We start from the raw sequence: 17,527 nt of genomic DNA on the forward strand, positions 1-17,527 counted from the left end.
CTATCCTCCCGTTGGCTCACTCTTCCCGGCGGACGATGCCGCCAGAATTAATCCTGCTGAGATCAGCGCGCAGCCGCCTGCCGCCGCAAGCAGCGCATCGGCGCTGGAAAAACGTTGTAGCAGCGCCCCGGCCAGCGCCGGACCGGCCGCCATTCCGCCGCCAATCACCAGATTGATGCTGTTCATCAGGCGACCGTTGTTATCCAGCCCGGCAACGCGCGCGAGAATAAAAGGCAGAACAAAGGTCCAGGTGAATTTGAACAGCAGCGCGGCCAGCGCGAAGCGCATCAGCAGCGGATGACTGACCAGCAGCACAATGCTGAGAATCAGCAGGCCGTAGCCCAGCCAGACCGGTATCCGGTCCGGGCGCCGCGTGCCGCGCAGAGCGGCGCCGCCCGCGCCGATAATGCCGCACACCGTCGCAGCCGCCAGCACCATGCCAATTTGCGCCGCGGTCAATCCCGCCGCGCTGCCGATGGTGCCGATAAAAGTCCACACCGCGCTGAGGCTGATATAAAACGTGAGGATCGCCAGCACCGCGCACAGCTTACGTCGCGGTGCGGCCGCGGGCGGCTGGCGGGAAGAGGCCGACATCGGCTGAAAGCGCTGAGGAAAGGCCGGGACCAGCGGCAGACAGCAGAGCATGATAGCGGCGAGGATCAGATACACCACCTTCAGGCCAAAGCTGGCAAACAGGGCGGGTAACACCAGCAGTCCCACCATTCCCAGCAGCAGTTGTCCCAGCACCCAGAAGGCATACACCCGGGAAGGATTGGCCGTCCCGGCCGCACAGCTGATACACAGGATCATCAGGGTGCCCCCCGCCAGCGAGGCGATGAAGCGGGCGATCAGCAGCGTTTCGTATTGACTGACCGCCGCCGAGACAAGATTGGCGACGAGAAACACCGCGCAGGCGCACAGGGCCACGCGGCGCCAGTTCAGACGACTCATCCACCACCATGCGGGCAGCGTCGCAAGGCTCATGGCGCCGAGTTCGGCGGAGAAAAGATAGCCAATCTCTGCCGGCGTCAGCTGCCATTCGCTGGCCAACTGCGCCGCGACCGCTGGCGCGGTCATCAGAATCCCCGGCGCAACGGCAGCGAAAATGACGATGGCCGCCAGCAGGCGGGCGGTGAAAACCAGCCCGGACGGCTGGGATAAAAGCTTTTCGGCAACAGGCGTACTCGACATCGTGGTGCGTGCTCCAGTCAAAAAAGTCTCCCCCCGGGCAGCAGTCCAGGGAGTGATACCGTCAGGCATCAGGAAAACGCCGCGGTCGGCGGCGCGCGCGGGATGCGATGAGTCAGATTACAGATGCAGCGTGCGCTGAGCGGATGGCATCCAGGTTCGGGAAACGAGCTCGGTACGATTGACCACTTCGGTCTTGGCAAAAATATTGCGTAGGTGGGTCTTCACCGTGGAGAGAGAAATATCCAGCTGACGGGCAATCAACTTATTACTGGCCCCTTCGCGGACCATGCCAACAATTTCACGCTCTTTCGCCGTCAGCATCGCCGGCAGGTCTTCCTCTTCCTGGAGACAATCGTGGATGGCCAGCTCCACCAGCGGCAGCACCGCCTGGGCGCGCAGACGCTCTTCGCTGGAGAAAGCGACGTCGCGCATTAAGGAGATACCGGCAATAATCCGTCGGTCGCGGCGAATAAACACTTCGGTCATGTCGCGAACATTATTCGGCAACATAAACTCATGATAGTAATGACGGTTACGGTCACAGAGGCCTGGCGTCATCGCCGCCATGGTAATTGCCTGATGGCTAAAGCGGGACGGCAGCAGCGGATCTAACGGCTGAAAACACTCCAGATATTGCTGGTGCGTATTCGCAGAAATATTATGCAAAATATAGTGTTCTGGTTTTAAACGATGATTGACCCGATAAAACACCGCCGACGACAGTGGAATTAACTGTGAAATAGTCTGTAAACAACGGGCAATTATCGCATCATTACGACTGGCTTTTAATAAAGCAGACATGATCCCCTCCCGTCGAGGTGAAAGTGCGTTAAACGCGGATGACCAACGATACAAGAAGCATACATTTCACATTTAAGTAACACAATCATTAACATATTAACAATGTGATATTGGTTGCAAAATTTTATTTAAGACACTGTTATTTAAAACATTATTATTGCGCATAGCGTTGTGTTATCGACCTAATATTAAAACATAAACAAAAGTTATTAACTTTATCCCCTGGCGCCGCGCGCTTCACATTCTCACGCTTTTCAGCGCCGAACTCGTCCTTTAGAACGATAGTCTTTTTCAACGACTCCTCTATACCTGATAAATAACACTCAGGTCATTTTCATCAGGCGCTTAACTCTGCAGGGAAGCGTAGGTTTTTCTGCTGCCCAAACAGGACCGCAGGCCGAAAAAATTAACCGGAGACGGAGTGCTGCCCCGCGCCAGAATGGCAAATAAAATAACTTAACCGGACAGGATCAAAACGATGCTGAATATCGCCGCACTACGCCAGCAGCAAATTCCGCTGGCTATGGAGCCTCGGGCAACGGTGCCCTTTCATCTTTTGATCAAACCCATTGGTCCGGCCTGCAACCTTGCCTGCCGTTACTGTTATTACCCACAGGGCGATACCCCGGTGCGGAAAATGGACGATGCGACGCTGGAGTCGTTTATCCGCCGCTATATTGCCGCCCAACCGGCCGGGGCCCGGGAGATTAATTTCGTCTGGCAAGGCGGCGAACCGCTGCTGGCCGGACTGCGGTTTTATCAGAAGGCGCTGGCGCTGCAGCAGCGCTATGCCCCCGCGGGCGTCACCATCAGCAACAGCCTGCAAACCAACGCCACGCTCATCAACGATGCGTGGTGCCGCCTGTTCCGGGAACATCACTTCACGGTCGGCGTCAGTCTGGAAGGCAGTGAAACACTGCAAAACCACCATCGTCCGGATAAACGCGGCCAGGCCAGCTACCCGGCGGCGCTGCGCGGCATCGCTCTGCTGCACCGGCATCAGGTGGAATTTAATTTACTGGTGGTGGTCCACGACGAGATGACCCGGCACGCGGCCTCCATTTACGACCATATTGTCAGTCTTGGCGCCCGCTACCTGCAGTTTCAGCCGCTGATGAGCGAAGGCGATGCCCTGGCGCAGGGCTACCGGCTCAGCGCCGATAACTGGGGGCGCTTTATGGTCGCTATCTGGCGCCAGTGGCGTAAGCGCGACGATATCGGGCGGGTTTTTGTGATGAATATTGAGCAGGCGTGGGGGCAATATTTTAGCCATACCAGCGCCACCTGCGTCCATGCCGCTCGCTGCGGCAGCAACCTGGTGATGGAGCCCGACGGCCGGCTCTACGCCTGCGATCACCTGATTAACGACCGGCATCATCTTGGCCAGCTCGACGACCGCCCGCTGGCTCAGGCGGTGGAGAGCACGACCCGCCTGCCCTTCGGCAGCGAAAAAAGCCGACGCCGGGAGTGTCAGCAGTGCGCGGTAAAAATAGTCTGCCAGGGCGGCTGTCCGGCCCATCTTAACGACGCCGGCTACAACCGGCTGTGCGCCGGCTACTTCCATTTTTTTAGCGAAATTCTTGCTCCGCTGCGCCCCTACTCCCGCGATCTGAACGGCCTGCGCGCCTGGCGCGCCCGCTTTATCGACAGTCGGGCGACGCGCTAACCGACATTTTTCCATGGTCGCGCCGCCTTCATCTTCGGGCGCGATGAATCCCCGATCCTGAACAGGAGACCCGGTAGTGAAGAAAAAAACAGTGGCCGCCGCGCTGAGCATGATCCTCTCCGGCGCAGCGCACAGCGCGCAAACCGAGCGCCCCAACATCATCGTGATTATCGCCGACGATATGGGGTATTCCGATATCAGCCCCTTCGGCGGTGAAATCCCGACGCCTAACCTGCAGGCGATGGCCGAACAGGGCGTGCGCATGAGCCAGTACTACACCTCGCCGATGTCAGCCCCTGCCCGTTCGATGCTGTTGACCGGGAATACTAACCATCAGGCCGGCATGGGCGGAATGTGGTGGTATGACAGCACCCTTGGCAAAGAGGGGTATGAACTGCGCCTCACCGATCGCGTCACTACCATGGCCGAACGATTTAAAGATGCCGGCTATAACACGCTGATGACCGGGAAATGGCACCTCGGCTTTGTACCCGGCGCCACGCCAAACGATCGGGGCTTTCGCCACTCGTTCGCCTTTATGGGCGGCGGCACCAGCCATTTTGACGATGCGATACCGCTGGGTACCGTCGAAGCCTTCCACACCTACTACACCCGCGACGGCCAGCGGGTTTCGCTCCCCGCCGACTTTTACTCCAGCGAGGCCTACGCCGCCCAGATGAACCAGTGGATCAAAGAAACGCCGTCGGAACAGCCGGTTTTTGCCTGGCTGGCCTTTACCGCCCCCCACGACCCGCTGCAGGCGCCGGATGAATGGATTTCCCGTTTTAAAGGTCAGTACGAGCAGGGCTATGGCGAAGTTTATCGCCAGCGAATTGCCCGTCTGAAGGCGTCAGGTATTCTCCATGACGACACGCCGCTTCCTGGGCTGGATCTCGATAAAGAGTGGGCGGCACTGACGCCGGAGCAGCAAAAATACACCGCGAAAGTGATGCAGGTATACGCCGCGATGATTGCCAACATGGATGCACAGATCGGTACGGTGATGGAAACGCTGAAGCAAACCGGGCGGGATAAAAATACGCTGCTGATCTTTTTAACCGATAACGGCGCTAACCCGGCAGAAGGCTTTTACTACGAATCAGAACCCGCATTCTGGAAGCAGTTCGACAATCGCTACGAGAATATTGGCCGCAAAGGTTCGTTCGTCTCCTATGGCCCGCACTGGGCGAACGTCAGCAACGCCCCTTACGCGCGCTACCACAAAACCACCAGCGGCCAGGGCGGCATCAATACCGACTTTATGATTGCCGGGCCCGGGATTGTCCATAGCGGCAAAATCGACGCCACCACCATGGCGGTGTATGACGTCGCGCCCACCCTCTATGAGTTCGCCGGTATCGATGCCACGAAAGCGCTGGCGAAAAAACCGGTCCTGCCGATGGTCGGCGTCAGCTTTAAACGCTATCTGACCGGCGAAAGCTTACAGCCGCCGCGCTCCCGCTACGGCGTCGAGCTGCATAACCAGGCGGCCTGGATTGACGGTGACTGGAAGCTGCGGCGGCTGGTAAAAACCTTCCCGCAGGCGGGCGACGCGCCGTGGGGGCTGTTCAATCTTAAGCAGGACCCGCTGGAAACCCATGATGTCGCCGCACAATATCCGCAGCGGGTGCAGACCATGAGTCAGGATTACGCGGCGTTTGCCGGTCGCACCATGGTGGTTCACGCCGACGGCAAAGCCATCGACTATGTCGGCATCGACGCGAAAACCGGTCGCTACCTCGCGGTGGATCCTCAGACCATGAAACCCGTTGCGGCGCCACAGGCGATACCGGCGCCGCAGCACGATTGATTCATCCGGCGATCGTTCTTTCGGGCGATAGCCGGGAGCATATCCCCTTTCTAAGGTACAAAGCAGGCGTGTTGGGAGAGAAACGATGAGTAGAGTGGTAGTGATTACCGGCGGTGGCACCGGGATTGGCGCCGCCTGTGCACGACTGATGGCGGCGGCGGGCGAGACGGTGTTCATTACCGGCCGCCGTCTTGCCCCTTTGCAGGCGCTGGCGGAAGAGACCGGCGCGGTGGCGCTGGCGGGCGATGCCGCCAGCGGCGATGAGTGGCAGGCTCATCTGCTGCCGACGATTCTCGAACGCGCGGGCCATATCGACGTTTTAATCTGTAGCGCGGGCGGCATGGGCAACGGCGCCGTCGTGGAGACCAGCGACCGGCAGTGGCGTGCGGCGCTGGAGAGCAATCTCAACAGCGCGTTTGCCAGCGTCCGCGCCTGCCTGCCATCGCTGATTGCCCGACGCGGCAACGTGCTGTTTGTCGCCTCGATCGCCTCCCTCGCCGCCGGACCGCAGGCCTGCGGCTACGTCACCGCCAAACATGCAGTGATGGGCCTGATGCGTTCAGTCGCGCGGGACTATGGCCCGCAAGGCGTACGCGCCAACGCCATTTGCCCCGGCTGGGTGACCACGCCGATGGCCGATGAGGAGATGCAGCCGCTGATGGACGCGCAGGGGATCAGCCTTGAGCAGGCCTATCAGCAGGTGTGTCGCGACGTCCCGCTGCGCCGCCCGGCCAGCGCGCAGGAGATTGCGCTCGCCTGCCAGTTCCTCTGTTCCCCGCAGGCGTCGATTATCAGCGGTGCGACGCTGGTTGCCGACGGCGGCGCCAGTGCGGTTGATGTCCCGACGCTGGCATTTGCTTAACGTTCTTACACAACAAGGATCTCACATGACTTCAGAAGCCGTATTTATTCAGGTCGGCGCGCTTGCGGACGGCTTTGCGCCTCACGGCAACGTGCTGCCGGTTTCCTCTTTGCCCGGCGGAAAGCCACTGACCTTTTATTTGGCCGACGGCGCCCGTCATCAGCTGACGATGGCCGATGACCACGCCCTGCTCTGGGACGGGCAGCCCGTTTCCGGGCGCGTGACCGCCATTCGCCCCGATGTACTGTTTATCGATTTTCTCGATCCCGGCAAGGAGAACGCCAGCATCAGCGCGGTGTGCAACCTGACGCAAAATAACGCTACCCTGGTCTACGGTCAGCTGCCGACGGAGCAGGCCGCGCGCCTCGATGCGTTCAGCCGCGTCGAGCAGGGGCTGCCGCTGACGGCAGTCGAAGCCCGCTTCCATTTTGCCCGACTGAACCGCGAGCCGGGACCGCTACCGACCTTCACCCGCGCGCTGGTGGGAATGCGTAACCAGTACACCTACAGCCCGACCGAACGCTACGAGCATATTTATCTCAACGATAACTTCTATGCCTGGCAGTGTCTGGAGGGTGTGGAGAAAGGTCTGGCGGATGTCGATCGCTGTCACTATGTGCAGGTGGCGGACGATCTGACGCTGTTCGTCTGGCGCGAGAAAATCATTCCGACGCTGGGCGTGATCCTTATCGATCTGCAGCAGATGCGCACCGACGGCAAGATTCTCGGCTATCAGGGAAGTGATTTTGCCGCGCTGAGCAATTTCCCGGTCGGGGCCAGCGCGCAGATTCTGAATGTGACGAACCATTCTTCCTGAGCGTAGCGCCGGAGCCTGGCGGCTCCGGCACGTCGTCGTCAGGCGCTGGCAATCTCCAGCCGCGCCAGCTGGGCGGCATTCAGCGTCAGCTGAGCGGCACGAGCAAAGCTCTCAACCTGAGCCACGCTGGTGGCGCTGGCAATTGGCGCGGTCACCCCTTCCCGGCCCATCAGCCAGGCCAGCGCCACTTCGCCAGGTTTGGCATGATGCTGGGCGGCAACCTCTTCCAGAGTATCGATAATCCGCATTCCGCGCGGATTAAGGTATTTCCCGATGCCGCTGCCGCGCTGGCTTTGCGCCAGATCGGCCTGTTGACGGTATTTACCGGTCAGGAAGCCGGAGGCGAGGCTGTAGTAGGTGACGACGCCTATTTCCCGGCTGATGCACAGGTCGCACAGCGCCCCCTCAAAAGCGGAGCGGTGATAGAGGTTGTATTCCGGTTGCAGCACCTGCCAGGCCGGCAGCCCCTCTTTCCGCGCCACTTCCAGCGCCGCGGAAAGCTGCTGGGCATCCAGGTTAGAAGCCCCCGTCGCGCGAATTTTCCCCGCCTGCTGCAGCGCGTGAAAAGCGCTCAACGTCTCGGCAATGGGGGTTTCCGGGTCCGGCCAGTGGGCAAAATAGAGATCGATATAATCGGTGTTCAGACGGCGCAGCGAGTTTTCCACGGCCTGCTGGATCCAGGCTTTCTTCAGCCCTTTTTGCCCGGGCAGCCCTAAATCAGAGCCCACTTTGGTGAAGATTTTTACCTTATCACGCATCCCCGGACGCGCCTGCAGCCAGCGGCCAATCAGGGTTTCCGACTCGCCACCCTGGTTGCCATCCGCCCAGCGGGAGTAGACATCAGCGGTATCAATGGCGTCAAAGCCGTGGTCGACAAAAGCATCAAGAATGGCAAAACTGGTTTTTTCATCGCAGGTCCAGCCAAACACGTTGCCGCCGAAGACCAGCGGCGCGATGGAAAATCCGGTTTTGCCCAATGGACGTGTATTCATGCCGTTCACTCCTTATCGCTTATATTCTGCATCCTTCGCCAGGCCGCAAGGGGCGGGAAAGAACTATGAGTGGAGAGTCAGAAAAGGAATCTTGCGGCGGGCCCATCCGTGCCCGCCGGACGCATCACAACATTATGTCCCGGAATAGACGTCAAAGCTAAAATATTTACCCGACAGTTTTTTATAGGTTCCGTCGGCAAGAATCTGCGCGATCGCGCGGTTAATTTCCTGACGCAGCGCGTCGTCCTCTTTACGCAGGCCAATCGCAGCGCCGGCGCCAAACAGCTTATCGTCCTGCAAATGACCGCCAACAAAGGCGAAATCTTTGCCCTGCGGCTGCTGCAGGAAGCTGTAGTCCGCCATCATTCCGGAGAGCACCGCGCCATCAATACGCCCGGACTCCAGATCCCGCACGACGCTGTCAGCGCCCTGATAGGCCACGATATTAATTCCCGCCGGACGCCAGTGCTGGTTGACGTAAGTCTCCTGCGCTGAGCCCTGCTCCACGCCGATCGTTTTGCCTTTGAGCTGCTCCGGCGTATTGCCGGTCAGCGTATTTTTACGCGCCACGAGGAACACCGGGCCGTTATATAGCTTGTCGCTAAAGCCAATCTGCTCTTTGCGTTTCTCGGTCATATACATGCCGGAGAGAATCGCGTCGAATTTACGCGCCTTCAGCGCCGGAATAATGCCGTCGAAGTTGCTTTCCACCCACACGCATTTCGCCTGCAGCTGCTGGCAGATGGCGTTGCCTAAATCAATATCGAAACCCGCCAGTTTGCCCTGCGGGTCTTTCCATTCAAACGGCGCAAAAGTGGGATCGACGCCAAAACGAATTTCTTTTTGTTCTGCGGCCAGCGTCGATGCGGATGCCATCAGCGCGACCCACAGCAGTAGTGATTTTTTCATTATTTACGAGCTCCAGAGATCAACGGCAGTGTGTTTCAACTAACCGGGCGAAAAACGACGCCCCGGTGGTAATAATGTCATCGTTAAAGTCATAGCCAGGGTTATGCACCATGCAGCCGCCTTTATCGCCCTTCTCGCCGTTACCCAGCAGGAAATAGCAGCCCGGACGCGCCTGCAGCATAAAGGCAAAATCTTCGCTGGCATTCATCGGCGAAATGGATTCCAGCACCTGTTCGCTACCAAAGAGTTCCGTCGCTAATGCTTTGGCGAACGCGGTCTCCTCCACGCTATTGGTCAGCACCGGGTAGGAGTCGTAGACCTCAATCTCGCTGGTCGCTCCGTAGCTTTTGGCGGTAAATTCGGTGATGTCGTGAATCCGTTTAATCAGCAGGTCGCGTACCTCCTGCTTCATCGCCCGCACGGTCAGTTCCATCACCGCGCTTTCCGGGATCACGTTAGAGGCGATGCCCGACTGGAAGGTGCCGACGGTGACAACGGCGGTTTCCCCCGGCGGCACGTTACGCGCGACGATACTTTGCAGGGCCATCACCAGCGCCGAGCCGGCGAGAATGGGATCGACCGCGCGCTCCGGATGGGCGCCGTGGCCGCCGTAGCCGTGAATGGTTATCTTGACGGTATCCGCCGACGCCATAAAGTTGCCGGCGTAGAAGCCCAGCTTGCCGACCGGCAGTCCCGGCATATTGTGCAGCGCAAACACGCAATCGCAGGGGAAGCGTTCAAACAACCCGTCTTTTATCATCAGGTCTGCGCCGCCAATCGCCTCTTCCGCTGGCTGGAAAATCACATGCACCGTGCCGTTAAACTGGCAGGCCGGCGAGGCAATATATTTTGCCGCCGCCAGCAGAATAGTGGTGTGACCGTCGTGGCCGCAGGCGTGCATTTTCCCTGGTACGGTGCTGGCCCAGGGTAATTCCGTGGTTTCAAAAATCGGCAGTGCGTCCATATCGGCGCGCAGCCCGATCGTGCGCGATGAATGCCCTTTCGTAAGCGACCCTACCAGCCCGGTTTTCCCCAGCTCGCGGGTCACCGCATAACCCCACTCCGCCAGTTTTTTCGCCACCAGCTCGCTGGTATTAAACTCTTCCAGACTTAATTCCGGATGGGCATGTAAATAATGACGGATCGCAATCATCTCTTCTTCAGCTGCTTTAATTTCTGGAATCACAAAATTGCTCATGCCGGTCTCCGGGAAATAAGAAATAGATATTCTGATTCATTCAGGCTTCAGGTAAACGGTTGTCGAAAAGTGGGATGCCAGAACCCCAAAACGTGAAGTATGAAGAATAATCTCAGACTCAATAACTTATCTGGATAAGCGTTTAATGCAAGCAAGATTTCTGATTTCCGGCGTGCGCTTCATCTCATTTACTAATGATTATTCAGCAAGTTACCGGCAATGCGAAAAAGAGTAAGGCGTTCAACAGAATGTAAAAAAGGCCAGCAACACCATGCTAATAAACCTTATTTTAATAGTGATATAACCCACAAATAAGGCAAAATTTAAATATAAACTTTTAATTATTGGATTGTTAACGAGTTTTTATTCTACGATCGCCACGCTTAAATCAGCGTATTAAATACCCGCATTTCTTCAGGAGGCGCCATGTTGCGGGCAGCGAGCATGCCGATAGCGCAGGCAGCGAAATCACCACGACATACCTGAAGATGATTCACGACGCCTCCTCCGGAACCAACGGAAAAATAAACGCGCGCCATAAGATGGACGCAGAATAGCGTAGAACTCAAATATGAAATATCAGGCTCTTTTCCTGGCGTCAGCGCTGGCGCTGGCAGGCTGTAGCGCCCAGGGTGATACCGCCAGCCAGCAGCGCGCCAGTATTCAAAAAATACGCAGCGAAACGCTGAGCAAACTCTATTCTCTCTACCCGGAAGCCCGTAGCGATATCCAGCACGCCGATGGCTATGCCGTATTTGCCAGCAACAGCAGCAAAATTCTGGTATTAGGATTTGGCAGCGGTTACGGCGTGGTTAAAGATCTCCGCACCGGCAAAGATACCTATATGAAAATGGCTCAGGGCGGCGCCGGGCTGGGGATGGGCGTGAAGCAGCAGCGCACCGTACTGGTGTTCCACGATAAAGCGGCACTCCACACCTTTATTACCCAGGGCTATATGGTCGGCGCAGACGCGAATGCCGCGGCGAAATATGATGATAAAGGTGTCGCGCCGGTCGCCGCGTCGGCAAGCGGCGTCGCAAAGGATACCTCTTCGCTGCCGTCGAAAGTGAACGTTTATGAAATTACCGAGAAAGGGCTGGCCGCTCAGGCGATGCTCAACGGCTATAAGTACTGGCCGGATGAGGCGTTGAATAAAAGATAGATTGCACGGGATAACAGGTCACCCGGCGGTAATCCCCTCTCCCTGAACGGGAGAGGGTTTGCCCGAGGGCGGATTCGCCCCTGCAGCATCGGTGCGAAATTAATGCGAAAGGACGCCGTTCACCAGAATAGACGTAATGATGCCGGTGGCCGCCGCAATCAGGACATAGTTGCCGTTAATATACGACCAGTGCTGCCCCTGCGGAGGCGGCGGCAGGCCGCGATCGTTCCAGTTGCTGACCCGATAATCATTCCCGCGATAACGCTCCGGCGCAGGTTGCCCCTTACGGAAGTCATGCCCGTTCCACGCAAAGTGGTCTTGTTCATGACGTTCCTGATGCGACTTCCCTTGTGCATGATTATTGCCGCGATTGTCGCCGGGGTTGTGACGATCCGAGCCGCGATTATCCGCGCCCTGACGATGGCTGTCGCCGTTGCCCTGAGGACCATTATTACCCGGTCCCTGCTGACGATTGCCGTCCGGACTACCGTGCCCAGAGCCGTTTTGCCACACCTGCTGTTGGCCTGGGTTACCGTTGCCGTTCGGGCCGTCGGCCCAGGCTAACGAGCTTAATGCGCAGGACAACATAACGGCCAGAGAAATCATTTTTTTCATTGTACACCTCCTGATATGCCTCCTTTTTACCGCCGGAATGTGGAGAAAGAGTGAGTATCAGGATATCCAGGACAATTCCTGGCATTATCGTTCGCTATCAACGCCGCGAGGGGCGTCGCCGCGACGTCATCACCGTCGCTGCCGATGAGGGGCAAAAAGAGGGGCAAAAAAAAGGCCGCTTTCGCGACCTTATTTTATGCAACGCTACCGGAATTATTCGGTGACTTTATTTTTCAGCTCTTCCGCACCCTGCTTGGTTTTATCCCAGCCTTTTTCGGTGGCGGCTTTAGTCTTATTCCAGCCTTTTTCCGTCCCTTCTTTGGTCTTATCCCAACCCTTCTCCGTCCCTTCTTTGGTCTTATTCCAGGTTTTTTGAGCACCTTCGCTCACCTGGCTGCCGACGCTGTCGCTTTTACCTTGCGCCGCGTGTTCGGCTTTCAGCTTCTGCTCTTCGCCCTCGTTCTGGGCCTGGTGCAGTTTTTCTTTCGCCGTATTCGCCCCTTCATGGGCCGCCGCGACGGTATCATCAGTTGCGTGTGTTGTCGCAGCAAAAACAGGGGCTGCTACCAGAATCGCAGATAACGCAATCATTGCTTTTTTCATCATTTCCTCTCTAACGTGCTTAATGTTATGAGTCATCAACAGCATGGCATAACATTCCGATCATGACTTTAGGGATAGTTCTTAAAACCAGCGCCGTCTATTTTTCCCATTTTTCAGTCTTACCACCACGCTATTCAGGATGCACCAGCAAATTCCAGTAAGTTGTTACATTTTATGAAAATGCTTTTTCATATACCTGCCGTTTATTTTTATACGCGAATAATTATCAAAATCATTATATTTATAAATATGCAAACGGAACTCAAATTATGGCAAGAAAATCAGTAAGTTCACTCATTCTTACTGCCTTAATCTCGATCCCCGCGCTTAGCTACGCGACGCAATATCCCCTCACGGTTACCGACCTCGATGGCCGTCAGATAACGCTCCAGCATGAACCCCAGCGCATCATCCTGCAGGATGGACGGGATCTCATGTCGCTGGCGCTGCTGGATCGGGACAACCCGTTTCAACGCGTTGTGGCCTGGAACAACCTGGCGAAAAAGCAGGACGTGGCGACCTGGAAAATGCTGCAGCAGAAGTGGCCGCAGTCAGCAGCCATTCTTGATATGGGCTTTAGCGACAAAGGCAACGTTGACCTGGAAAGCGTCCTCTCCCGCCAGCCCGATCTGATGATTGCACAGCTGCGCGCAAAGCCGGCGCTGACCGAAAGCGGGGTGATCGGCAAACTTACCGCACTGAAGATTCCGGTGTTATTTGTCGATTATGAAGTCAATCCTTCCCGCGATACCGCCCCCAGCATCGACCTGTTAGGTCAGGTGCTTAACCGTGAGAGCAACGCCAAAGCTTATACCGATTTCTACCGCCGGCACCTGCACGCTATCGAGCAGCAAACGGCCACAATCACCCCAAAAGCCACGGTTTTCGTCGAAGCGCTGGCCGGCAATAGCGACGCCTGCTGCTTTACCCACGGGCACAGCGGTTGGGGCGGATTAGTGGAAGCCGTCGGCGCCACTAATGTTGGCTCCCAGCTGCTTCCCGGCGCCTCCGGATTTGTATCGCTGGAAAAAATTATCAGCATGAAGCCCGATGCCTACATCATGACAGGTTCGAAGCGCGGCAACAGCCAGGTACTGCCGCTAGGCTACCAGGTCAGCCAGCAGGAGGTTAATGCCCAGGGTGAAGCGCTGCTGGCGAGAACCGGCGTCAGCGATATCCCGGCGGTAAAAGCGAAGCGGGCCTACGGGGTTTACCACCATTTCTATAACCATCCGTGGAATATCGTCGGCATGGAGTACCTGGCAAAAGATATCTACCCGCGGGCGTTCACTACCCTGAATCCCGATGAGACGTACCACGACATCGTGCGTCGCTTTACCTCCCTGCCAGACCTGCCGTTCGTTTTTTCCTGGAAACAAGGTGAGTAACCCGCATGAGTTCGACCACTGAATCCGGCATCCGCATACGGAATACCGGTACCGACGGCGTGATGGCCCACTATCGCCAAATTCTGCGTCGCCGCATCGCATTGATGCTACTGTTGTTGCTGCTGATTGTCGCCTCGCTGCTACTCGATTTCGTGCTCGGGCCGTCAGGCATGTCGCTACATACCCTATGGCAAACCCTGACGAACCCCGGCAGCGCAGCGGCCGGAACGCGGGTCATTGTCTGGGATATTCGTATGCCCTACGCGCTGATGGCAGTGGTGGTGGGCCTTGCTCTGGGCCTGGCCGGCGCAGAGATGCAAACGATCCTCAACAATCCGCTCGCCAGCCCTTTTACACTCGGCGTCTCCTCAGCGGCGGCGTTCGGCGCAGCGCTGGCCATCGTGCTGGGGATTGGCCTTCCCGGCATTCCCAACCAGTGGTTTACCTCCGCAAACGCGTTTCTGTTCGCCCTACTGGCCGCCCTGCTGCTGGACGGCATCACCCGCTGGACCCAGGTCGCCACTTCCGGGGTCATCTTATTTGGTATCGCGCTGGTATTTACCTTTAACGCCCTGGTATCGATGCTGCAGTTTGTTGCCAATGAGGACACGCTACAGGGCCTGGTGTTCTGGACCATGGGCAGTATCGATCGCGCCTCCTGGCAAAAAGTGGGGATTTTATTTGCCGTCCTGGCGGTCGTGATGCCACTTTCCATGCTGAATGCGTGGAAGCTAACCGCGCTGCGCCTCGGCGAAGATCGGGCGATGAGTTTTGGCATCAACGTCCGTCGTCTGCGTCTGACCACGCTTTTGCGCATTAGCATCTTATCGGCGCTGTCGGTGGCCTTCGTTGGCCCAATCGGCTTTATTGGCCTCGTCGCACCGCACATTGCGCGCCTGGTTTTTGGTGAGGATCACCGCTTTTATCTGCCCGCCAGCGCCTTTATTGGCGCGCTGGTGCTATCGCTCGCCTCGGTGGCGTCGAAGAATCTGCTGCCCGGCGCGATCATCCCGGTAGGGATAGTCACCTCGCTGGTCGGTGTTCCCTTCTTCCTGAGCATTATTTTACGCCATCGGGGGAACGTATGAGCCTGCACACCCCAGCGGAATCGGGACTGGCGCTCGGCCATTTCAACGCCGGTTATCCGAAACGTCAGGTCATTCACGATCTGACTGTCCCTCATCTACCGTGCGGTAAAATCACGGCGCTTCTGGGTCCCAACGGCAGCGGGAAATCGACGCTAATGCGGGCGATGGCGGGCCTCGGCCCGTCGACGGGGGAACTGTCACTGGCCGGAGAAAACCTGCTGACGCTACCGTTTGCCAGACGGGCAGAAAAAGTGGTCTATCTACCGCAAACGCTGCCTGCAGGCGTGCATCTGCACGTGCTGGAGTCAATTATCGTCGCCCGGCACGCTGCCGGAGGCGAACGTTCTGATAGCGAGGCGGAAGTCATGTCCCTGCTGCGCCAGCTGGGTATTGCACATCTGGCGTTAAGCTACCTGGACCAGCTTTCCGGCGGGCAAAAACAGCTCGTCGGCCTGGCCCAGTCGCTTATCCGCCAGCCGTCATTACTCCTGCTGGATGAACCGCTCAGCGCGCTGGATTTGAACTACCAGTTTCACGTGATGGACCTGGTACGCCAGGAGACCCGCCGGCGCAATATCATCACCCTGGTGGTGGTACATGATATTAATATTGCGTTGCGCCATGCCGATCATGTGCTGATGCTGAAGGAAGGCCAGCTGCTGGCCGACGGCGCGCCGTCGCAGGTGATTACGCCGGAGATACTTGCGTCGGTCTATGGCGTGCGCGGCCGGATTGAACCCTGTTCTCAGGGGATAATGCAGGTGATTATCGACGGTCTGGCAGAGGGATGATAAGACGCTGGCCAGGCACGTGAGTTGCCCGACCAGCGCCCGCTTAACGGCGTACGCAAACGACAGGTTAATGATCGAGATAAAGGTAGTTTTCCCAGCTTTTCATGCGGATCAGGATCTTCCTGATTAGCGACAGGTGCTCTAAATGGCCGGAGTAAACCGCCGCTTCAACATCGGTTCCCTGCGGCAGATGGTAGTTTTGTAGCCGCGTATCCGTCACCCGGAAGACCACCAGCGCCCGACCGCGGGTATCCAGATCGCGAGTTGTCAGCAATGTCCCCTGTCCCTGAAACTGACTCTCGCCAATCGCCGGCAGCACCTCGGCCACCTCGGCGTGAAATACCGTCCCCGGTACCGCCGGGAACAGGAGCTCGGCCTGCTCGCCTTTTTCCAGACGCTGCAACGAATTCTGGCGGAAGGCCGCCACGAACTCACGTTTGTCCGCTTCTCCCGTCGGGACAAAGGTCATCACCGGCTTCAGACCGAGGGCTGTCGACATCGTCCCGGGGCGTAAACCGACGGTGCTGACGTAGCCATCTGACGGGGCGCGAACGACGGTATTTTCCAGTTTAAACTCCGCCGCGCGCAGCTGCGCAAGCAGCGAGGCGACTTTGGTGTTTTCGCCGTTGACCACCGAATTCAGGTTATTGTGCGCCTGAACTACGCTCGCCTGAGCAGCGGCGACCGCGGCTTCATCGGCCTTCCAGCTCTGACGGCGGGTATCCACCATCTGATCTGAAAATGCGCCTTTGTCGTGGCCCGCCTGGAAGCGAGCATATTCCCGCTGCGCCCGATCGCGCAACGCTACCGCTTTTTGGAGATCGGCCTGGGCACTGTTGAGAGCGGCGTTGAGCGACAGCGCATCCTGGCTGGCCGCTTTGACCTGCGCTGTCAAATCATCAACCTGCGCCTGAAAGGGCGTCGGGTCGAGGGTGAACAAGACGTCCCCCTTGTGCAGCATTTGATTCGGCTGCACCGGCACGCTCATCACCCGGCCGCGCGTTTGCGAGACAACAGGCACCGTGCGAAAGACCTGTTTACCTATATCGGTGTAGGGGAAGTTATAGTTCATTCCCAGAATTAATGCGCCAATCAGTACCACCCCACCTAATACGGCGGTAGGCACCGTCCATTTATTCAGCGGAATACGGAAAATTTTAAATATCGCAATACTTAATGCGGCATAACACAGGAGCAGCAACGTTTCCATTATTCAGCCCCTTTATTATTTATATTGACTGCGGCACGCTGTTTCACCGCATTTAATTCCTGCTGAAGGGTGTCCAGACGAGTGCAGGCCTGTTCCAGGCGATGATGCAGGTCGCTCTGTTCTTGCGCCATTTTTTGCATCCCCCAGCCGCGGTCTTCACGCCACAGAGTGGCCCAAATCCACAGCAGCGGCCACAGGATATGCAGTGTAAACAGGCTCACCCATCCGGCGTAATGGATCGCATCCTGATGCGGATGATTTCTTTTTTTAGCAATTTCATAGGGGATATCGTGAATCACAATTACCCCGTAAAACAGGATCAGGACTACCGCAACGAGGATAGCCAATGCAACATAATCCAGGGTCATAGAATAACTCCAGAGAGATAATTAAATTAAGCCGTAAGCGGAATGAAGGCGTCACG

18 protein-coding genes are annotated in these 17,527 nt (G+C 57.3%); 9 read left to right on the forward strand and 9 right to left on the reverse strand.

What is annotated here, in order from left to right; translation table 11 throughout:
• Both Q1L34_RS19735 and Q1L34_RS19740 read right to left on the reverse strand, forming a co-directional pair.
• Positions 1-1,191: an MFS transporter gene (locus tag Q1L34_RS19735; protein WP_004859100.1), complete on the reverse strand. Its 1,191-nt coding sequence runs from the start codon at positions 1,189-1,191 to the stop codon at positions 1-3.
• Between the two features lie 117 nt (positions 1,192-1,308).
• A complete protein-coding gene (locus Q1L34_RS19740) occupies positions 1,309-1,992 on the reverse strand; it encodes a helix-turn-helix transcriptional regulator (RefSeq protein WP_004859096.1) in 684 nt (227 codons plus the stop codon).
• 478 nt (positions 1,993-2,470) lie between these two features.
• Between Q1L34_RS19740 and Q1L34_RS19745 the strand changes: the two genes are divergently transcribed.
• The 4 genes from Q1L34_RS19745 to Q1L34_RS19760 all read left to right on the forward strand — a co-directional run bounded on the left by Q1L34_RS19745 (position 2,471) and on the right by Q1L34_RS19760 (position 7,147).
• Positions 2,471-3,658 carry an anaerobic sulfatase maturase gene (locus Q1L34_RS19745; RefSeq protein WP_327204250.1) on the forward strand — a complete coding sequence of 396 codons (1,188 nt, stop codon included), beginning with the start codon at positions 2,471-2,473 and terminating at the stop codon, positions 3,656-3,658.
• Between the two features lie 76 nt (positions 3,659-3,734).
• Complete coding sequence (locus Q1L34_RS19750) at positions 3,735-5,468, forward strand: arylsulfatase (protein WP_327204251.1); 1,734 nt, start codon at positions 3,735-3,737, stop codon at positions 5,466-5,468.
• A gap of 85 nt (positions 5,469-5,553) precedes the next feature.
• The gene (locus Q1L34_RS19755; protein WP_044349154.1) at positions 5,554-6,330 is read left to right on the forward strand and encodes an SDR family NAD(P)-dependent oxidoreductase; all 777 of its coding nucleotides are present in this window, start codon (positions 5,554-5,556) and stop codon (positions 6,328-6,330) included.
• Between the two features lie 25 nt (positions 6,331-6,355).
• A complete protein-coding gene (locus Q1L34_RS19760; RefSeq protein ID WP_151333911.1) occupies positions 6,356-7,147 on the forward strand; it encodes a MoaF C-terminal domain-containing protein in 792 nt (263 codons plus the stop codon).
• Between the two features lie 38 nt (positions 7,148-7,185).
• On the opposite strand, the gene Q1L34_RS19765 is transcribed toward Q1L34_RS19760, so the two are convergent.
• From Q1L34_RS19765 to Q1L34_RS19775, 3 genes are all read right to left on the reverse strand, one after another.
• A complete protein-coding gene (locus tag Q1L34_RS19765; RefSeq protein WP_004859079.1) occupies positions 7,186-8,139 on the reverse strand; it encodes an aldo/keto reductase in 954 nt (317 codons plus the stop codon).
• Positions 8,140-8,271: 132 nt separating this feature from the next.
• Positions 8,272-9,048: an ABC transporter substrate-binding protein gene (locus tag Q1L34_RS19770; RefSeq protein ID WP_004859075.1), complete on the reverse strand. Its 777-nt coding sequence runs from the start codon at positions 9,046-9,048 to the stop codon at positions 8,272-8,274.
• A gap of 19 nt (positions 9,049-9,067) precedes the next feature.
• Positions 9,068-10,246, reverse strand: a complete 1,179-nt coding sequence (locus tag Q1L34_RS19775; RefSeq protein ID WP_015584965.1) for a M20 aminoacylase family protein — start codon at positions 10,244-10,246, stop codon at positions 9,068-9,070.
• 571 nt (positions 10,247-10,817) lie between these two features.
• Between Q1L34_RS19775 and Q1L34_RS19780 the strand changes: the two genes are divergently transcribed.
• Complete coding sequence (locus Q1L34_RS19780; protein WP_004859069.1) at positions 10,818-11,408, forward strand: lipid-binding SYLF domain-containing protein; 591 nt, start codon at positions 10,818-10,820, stop codon at positions 11,406-11,408.
• A gap of 99 nt (positions 11,409-11,507) precedes the next feature.
• Here the strand turns inward: Q1L34_RS19780 and Q1L34_RS19785 are convergent, their stop codons facing one another.
• Positions 11,508-12,023 carry an RcnB family protein gene (locus Q1L34_RS19785; RefSeq protein ID WP_004859066.1) on the reverse strand — a complete coding sequence of 172 codons (516 nt, stop codon included), beginning with the start codon at positions 12,021-12,023 and terminating at the stop codon, positions 11,508-11,510.
• Positions 12,024-12,073: 50 nt separating this feature from the next.
• Between Q1L34_RS19785 and Q1L34_RS19790 the strand changes: the two genes are divergently transcribed.
• Positions 12,074-12,247 carry a hypothetical protein gene (locus Q1L34_RS19790; RefSeq protein WP_155407389.1) on the forward strand — a complete coding sequence of 58 codons (174 nt, stop codon included), beginning with the start codon at positions 12,074-12,076 and terminating at the stop codon, positions 12,245-12,247.
• Here the strand turns inward: Q1L34_RS19790 and Q1L34_RS19795 are convergent.
• Entirely contained in the window at positions 12,237-12,626 is a 390-nt protein-coding gene (locus tag Q1L34_RS19795; protein ID WP_015584967.1) for a hypothetical protein, read from the reverse strand. The two genes, Q1L34_RS19790 and Q1L34_RS19795, sit on opposite strands and share 11 nt — an antisense overlap.
• A 269-nt stretch (positions 12,627-12,895) precedes the next feature.
• On the opposite strand from Q1L34_RS19795, the gene Q1L34_RS19800 reads away from it, so the two are divergent.
• Genes Q1L34_RS19800 through Q1L34_RS19810 form a run of 3 tightly spaced genes read left to right on the forward strand, consistent with a single transcriptional unit; the run spans position 12,896 to position 15,893 of the window.
• On the forward strand, positions 12,896-14,014 hold the full coding sequence (locus tag Q1L34_RS19800; RefSeq protein WP_015584968.1) for an ABC transporter substrate-binding protein: 1,119 nt from the start codon (positions 12,896-12,898) through the stop codon (positions 14,012-14,014).
• 59 nt (positions 14,015-14,073) lie between these two features.
• Positions 14,074-15,102, forward strand: a complete 1,029-nt coding sequence (locus Q1L34_RS19805) for a FecCD family ABC transporter permease (RefSeq protein ID WP_160873239.1) — start codon at positions 14,074-14,076, stop codon at positions 15,100-15,102.
• Complete coding sequence (locus Q1L34_RS19810; protein WP_044349161.1) at positions 15,099-15,893, forward strand: ABC transporter ATP-binding protein; 795 nt, start codon at positions 15,099-15,101, stop codon at positions 15,891-15,893. Before Q1L34_RS19805 ends, Q1L34_RS19810 begins: the two co-directional genes overlap by 4 nt.
• Before the next feature lie 67 nt (positions 15,894-15,960).
• On the opposite strand, the gene Q1L34_RS19815 is transcribed toward Q1L34_RS19810, so the two are convergent.
• Both Q1L34_RS19815 and Q1L34_RS19820 read right to left on the reverse strand, forming a co-directional pair.
• Entirely contained in the window at positions 15,961-17,103 is a 1,143-nt protein-coding gene (locus Q1L34_RS19815) for an HlyD family secretion protein (RefSeq protein WP_088402157.1), read from the reverse strand.
• Positions 17,103-17,471 (reverse strand): DUF3302 domain-containing protein, encoded by a 369-nt coding sequence (locus Q1L34_RS19820; protein ID WP_032716811.1) that lies wholly within the window; start codon positions 17,469-17,471, stop codon positions 17,103-17,105. The genes Q1L34_RS19815 and Q1L34_RS19820 overlap by 1 nt, the downstream gene beginning before the upstream one ends.
• Between the last annotated feature and the right edge of the window lie 56 nt (positions 17,472-17,527).

This window comes from Klebsiella ornithinolytica, assembly GCF_030505655.1.
Taxonomy (GTDB): Bacteria; Pseudomonadota; Gammaproteobacteria; order Enterobacterales; family Enterobacteriaceae; genus Klebsiella; species Klebsiella ornithinolytica.

Coding starts and splice junctions, on each gene's coding strand:
- Q1L34_RS19735 (WP_004859100.1), bottom strand. CDS start 1,191: ATGTCGAGTACGCCTGTTGCCGAAAAGCTTTTATCCCAGCCGTCCGGG.
- Q1L34_RS19740 (WP_004859096.1), bottom strand. CDS start 1,992: ATGTCTGCTTTATTAAAAGCCAGTCGTAATGATGCGATAATTGCCCGT.
- Q1L34_RS19745 (WP_327204250.1), top strand. CDS start 2,471: ATGCTGAATATCGCCGCACTACGCCAGCAGCAAATTCCGCTGGCTATG.
- Q1L34_RS19755 (WP_044349154.1), top strand. CDS start 5,554: ATGAGTAGAGTGGTAGTGATTACCGGCGGTGGCACCGGGATTGGCGCC.
- Q1L34_RS19760 (WP_151333911.1), top strand. CDS start 6,356: ATGACTTCAGAAGCCGTATTTATTCAGGTCGGCGCGCTTGCGGACGGC.
- Q1L34_RS19765 (WP_004859079.1), bottom strand. CDS start 8,139: ATGAATACACGTCCATTGGGCAAAACCGGATTTTCCATCGCGCCGCTG.
- Q1L34_RS19770 (WP_004859075.1), bottom strand. CDS start 9,048: ATGAAAAAATCACTACTGCTGTGGGTCGCGCTGATGGCATCCGCATCG.
- Q1L34_RS19775 (WP_015584965.1), bottom strand. CDS start 10,246: ATGAGCAATTTTGTGATTCCAGAAATTAAAGCAGCTGAAGAAGAGATG.
- Q1L34_RS19780 (WP_004859069.1), top strand. CDS start 10,818: ATGAAATATCAGGCTCTTTTCCTGGCGTCAGCGCTGGCGCTGGCAGGC.
- Q1L34_RS19785 (WP_004859066.1), bottom strand. CDS start 12,023: ATGAAAAAAATGATTTCTCTGGCCGTTATGTTGTCCTGCGCATTAAGC.
- Q1L34_RS19795 (WP_015584967.1), bottom strand. CDS start 12,626: ATGAAAAAAGCAATGATTGCGTTATCTGCGATTCTGGTAGCAGCCCCT.
- Q1L34_RS19800 (WP_015584968.1), top strand. CDS start 12,896: ATGGCAAGAAAATCAGTAAGTTCACTCATTCTTACTGCCTTAATCTCG.
- Q1L34_RS19810 (WP_044349161.1), top strand. CDS start 15,099: ATGAGCCTGCACACCCCAGCGGAATCGGGACTGGCGCTCGGCCATTTC.
- Q1L34_RS19815 (WP_088402157.1), bottom strand. CDS start 17,103: ATGGAAACGTTGCTGCTCCTGTGTTATGCCGCATTAAGTATTGCGATA.
- Q1L34_RS19820 (WP_032716811.1), bottom strand. CDS start 17,471: ATGACCCTGGATTATGTTGCATTGGCTATCCTCGTTGCGGTAGTCCTG.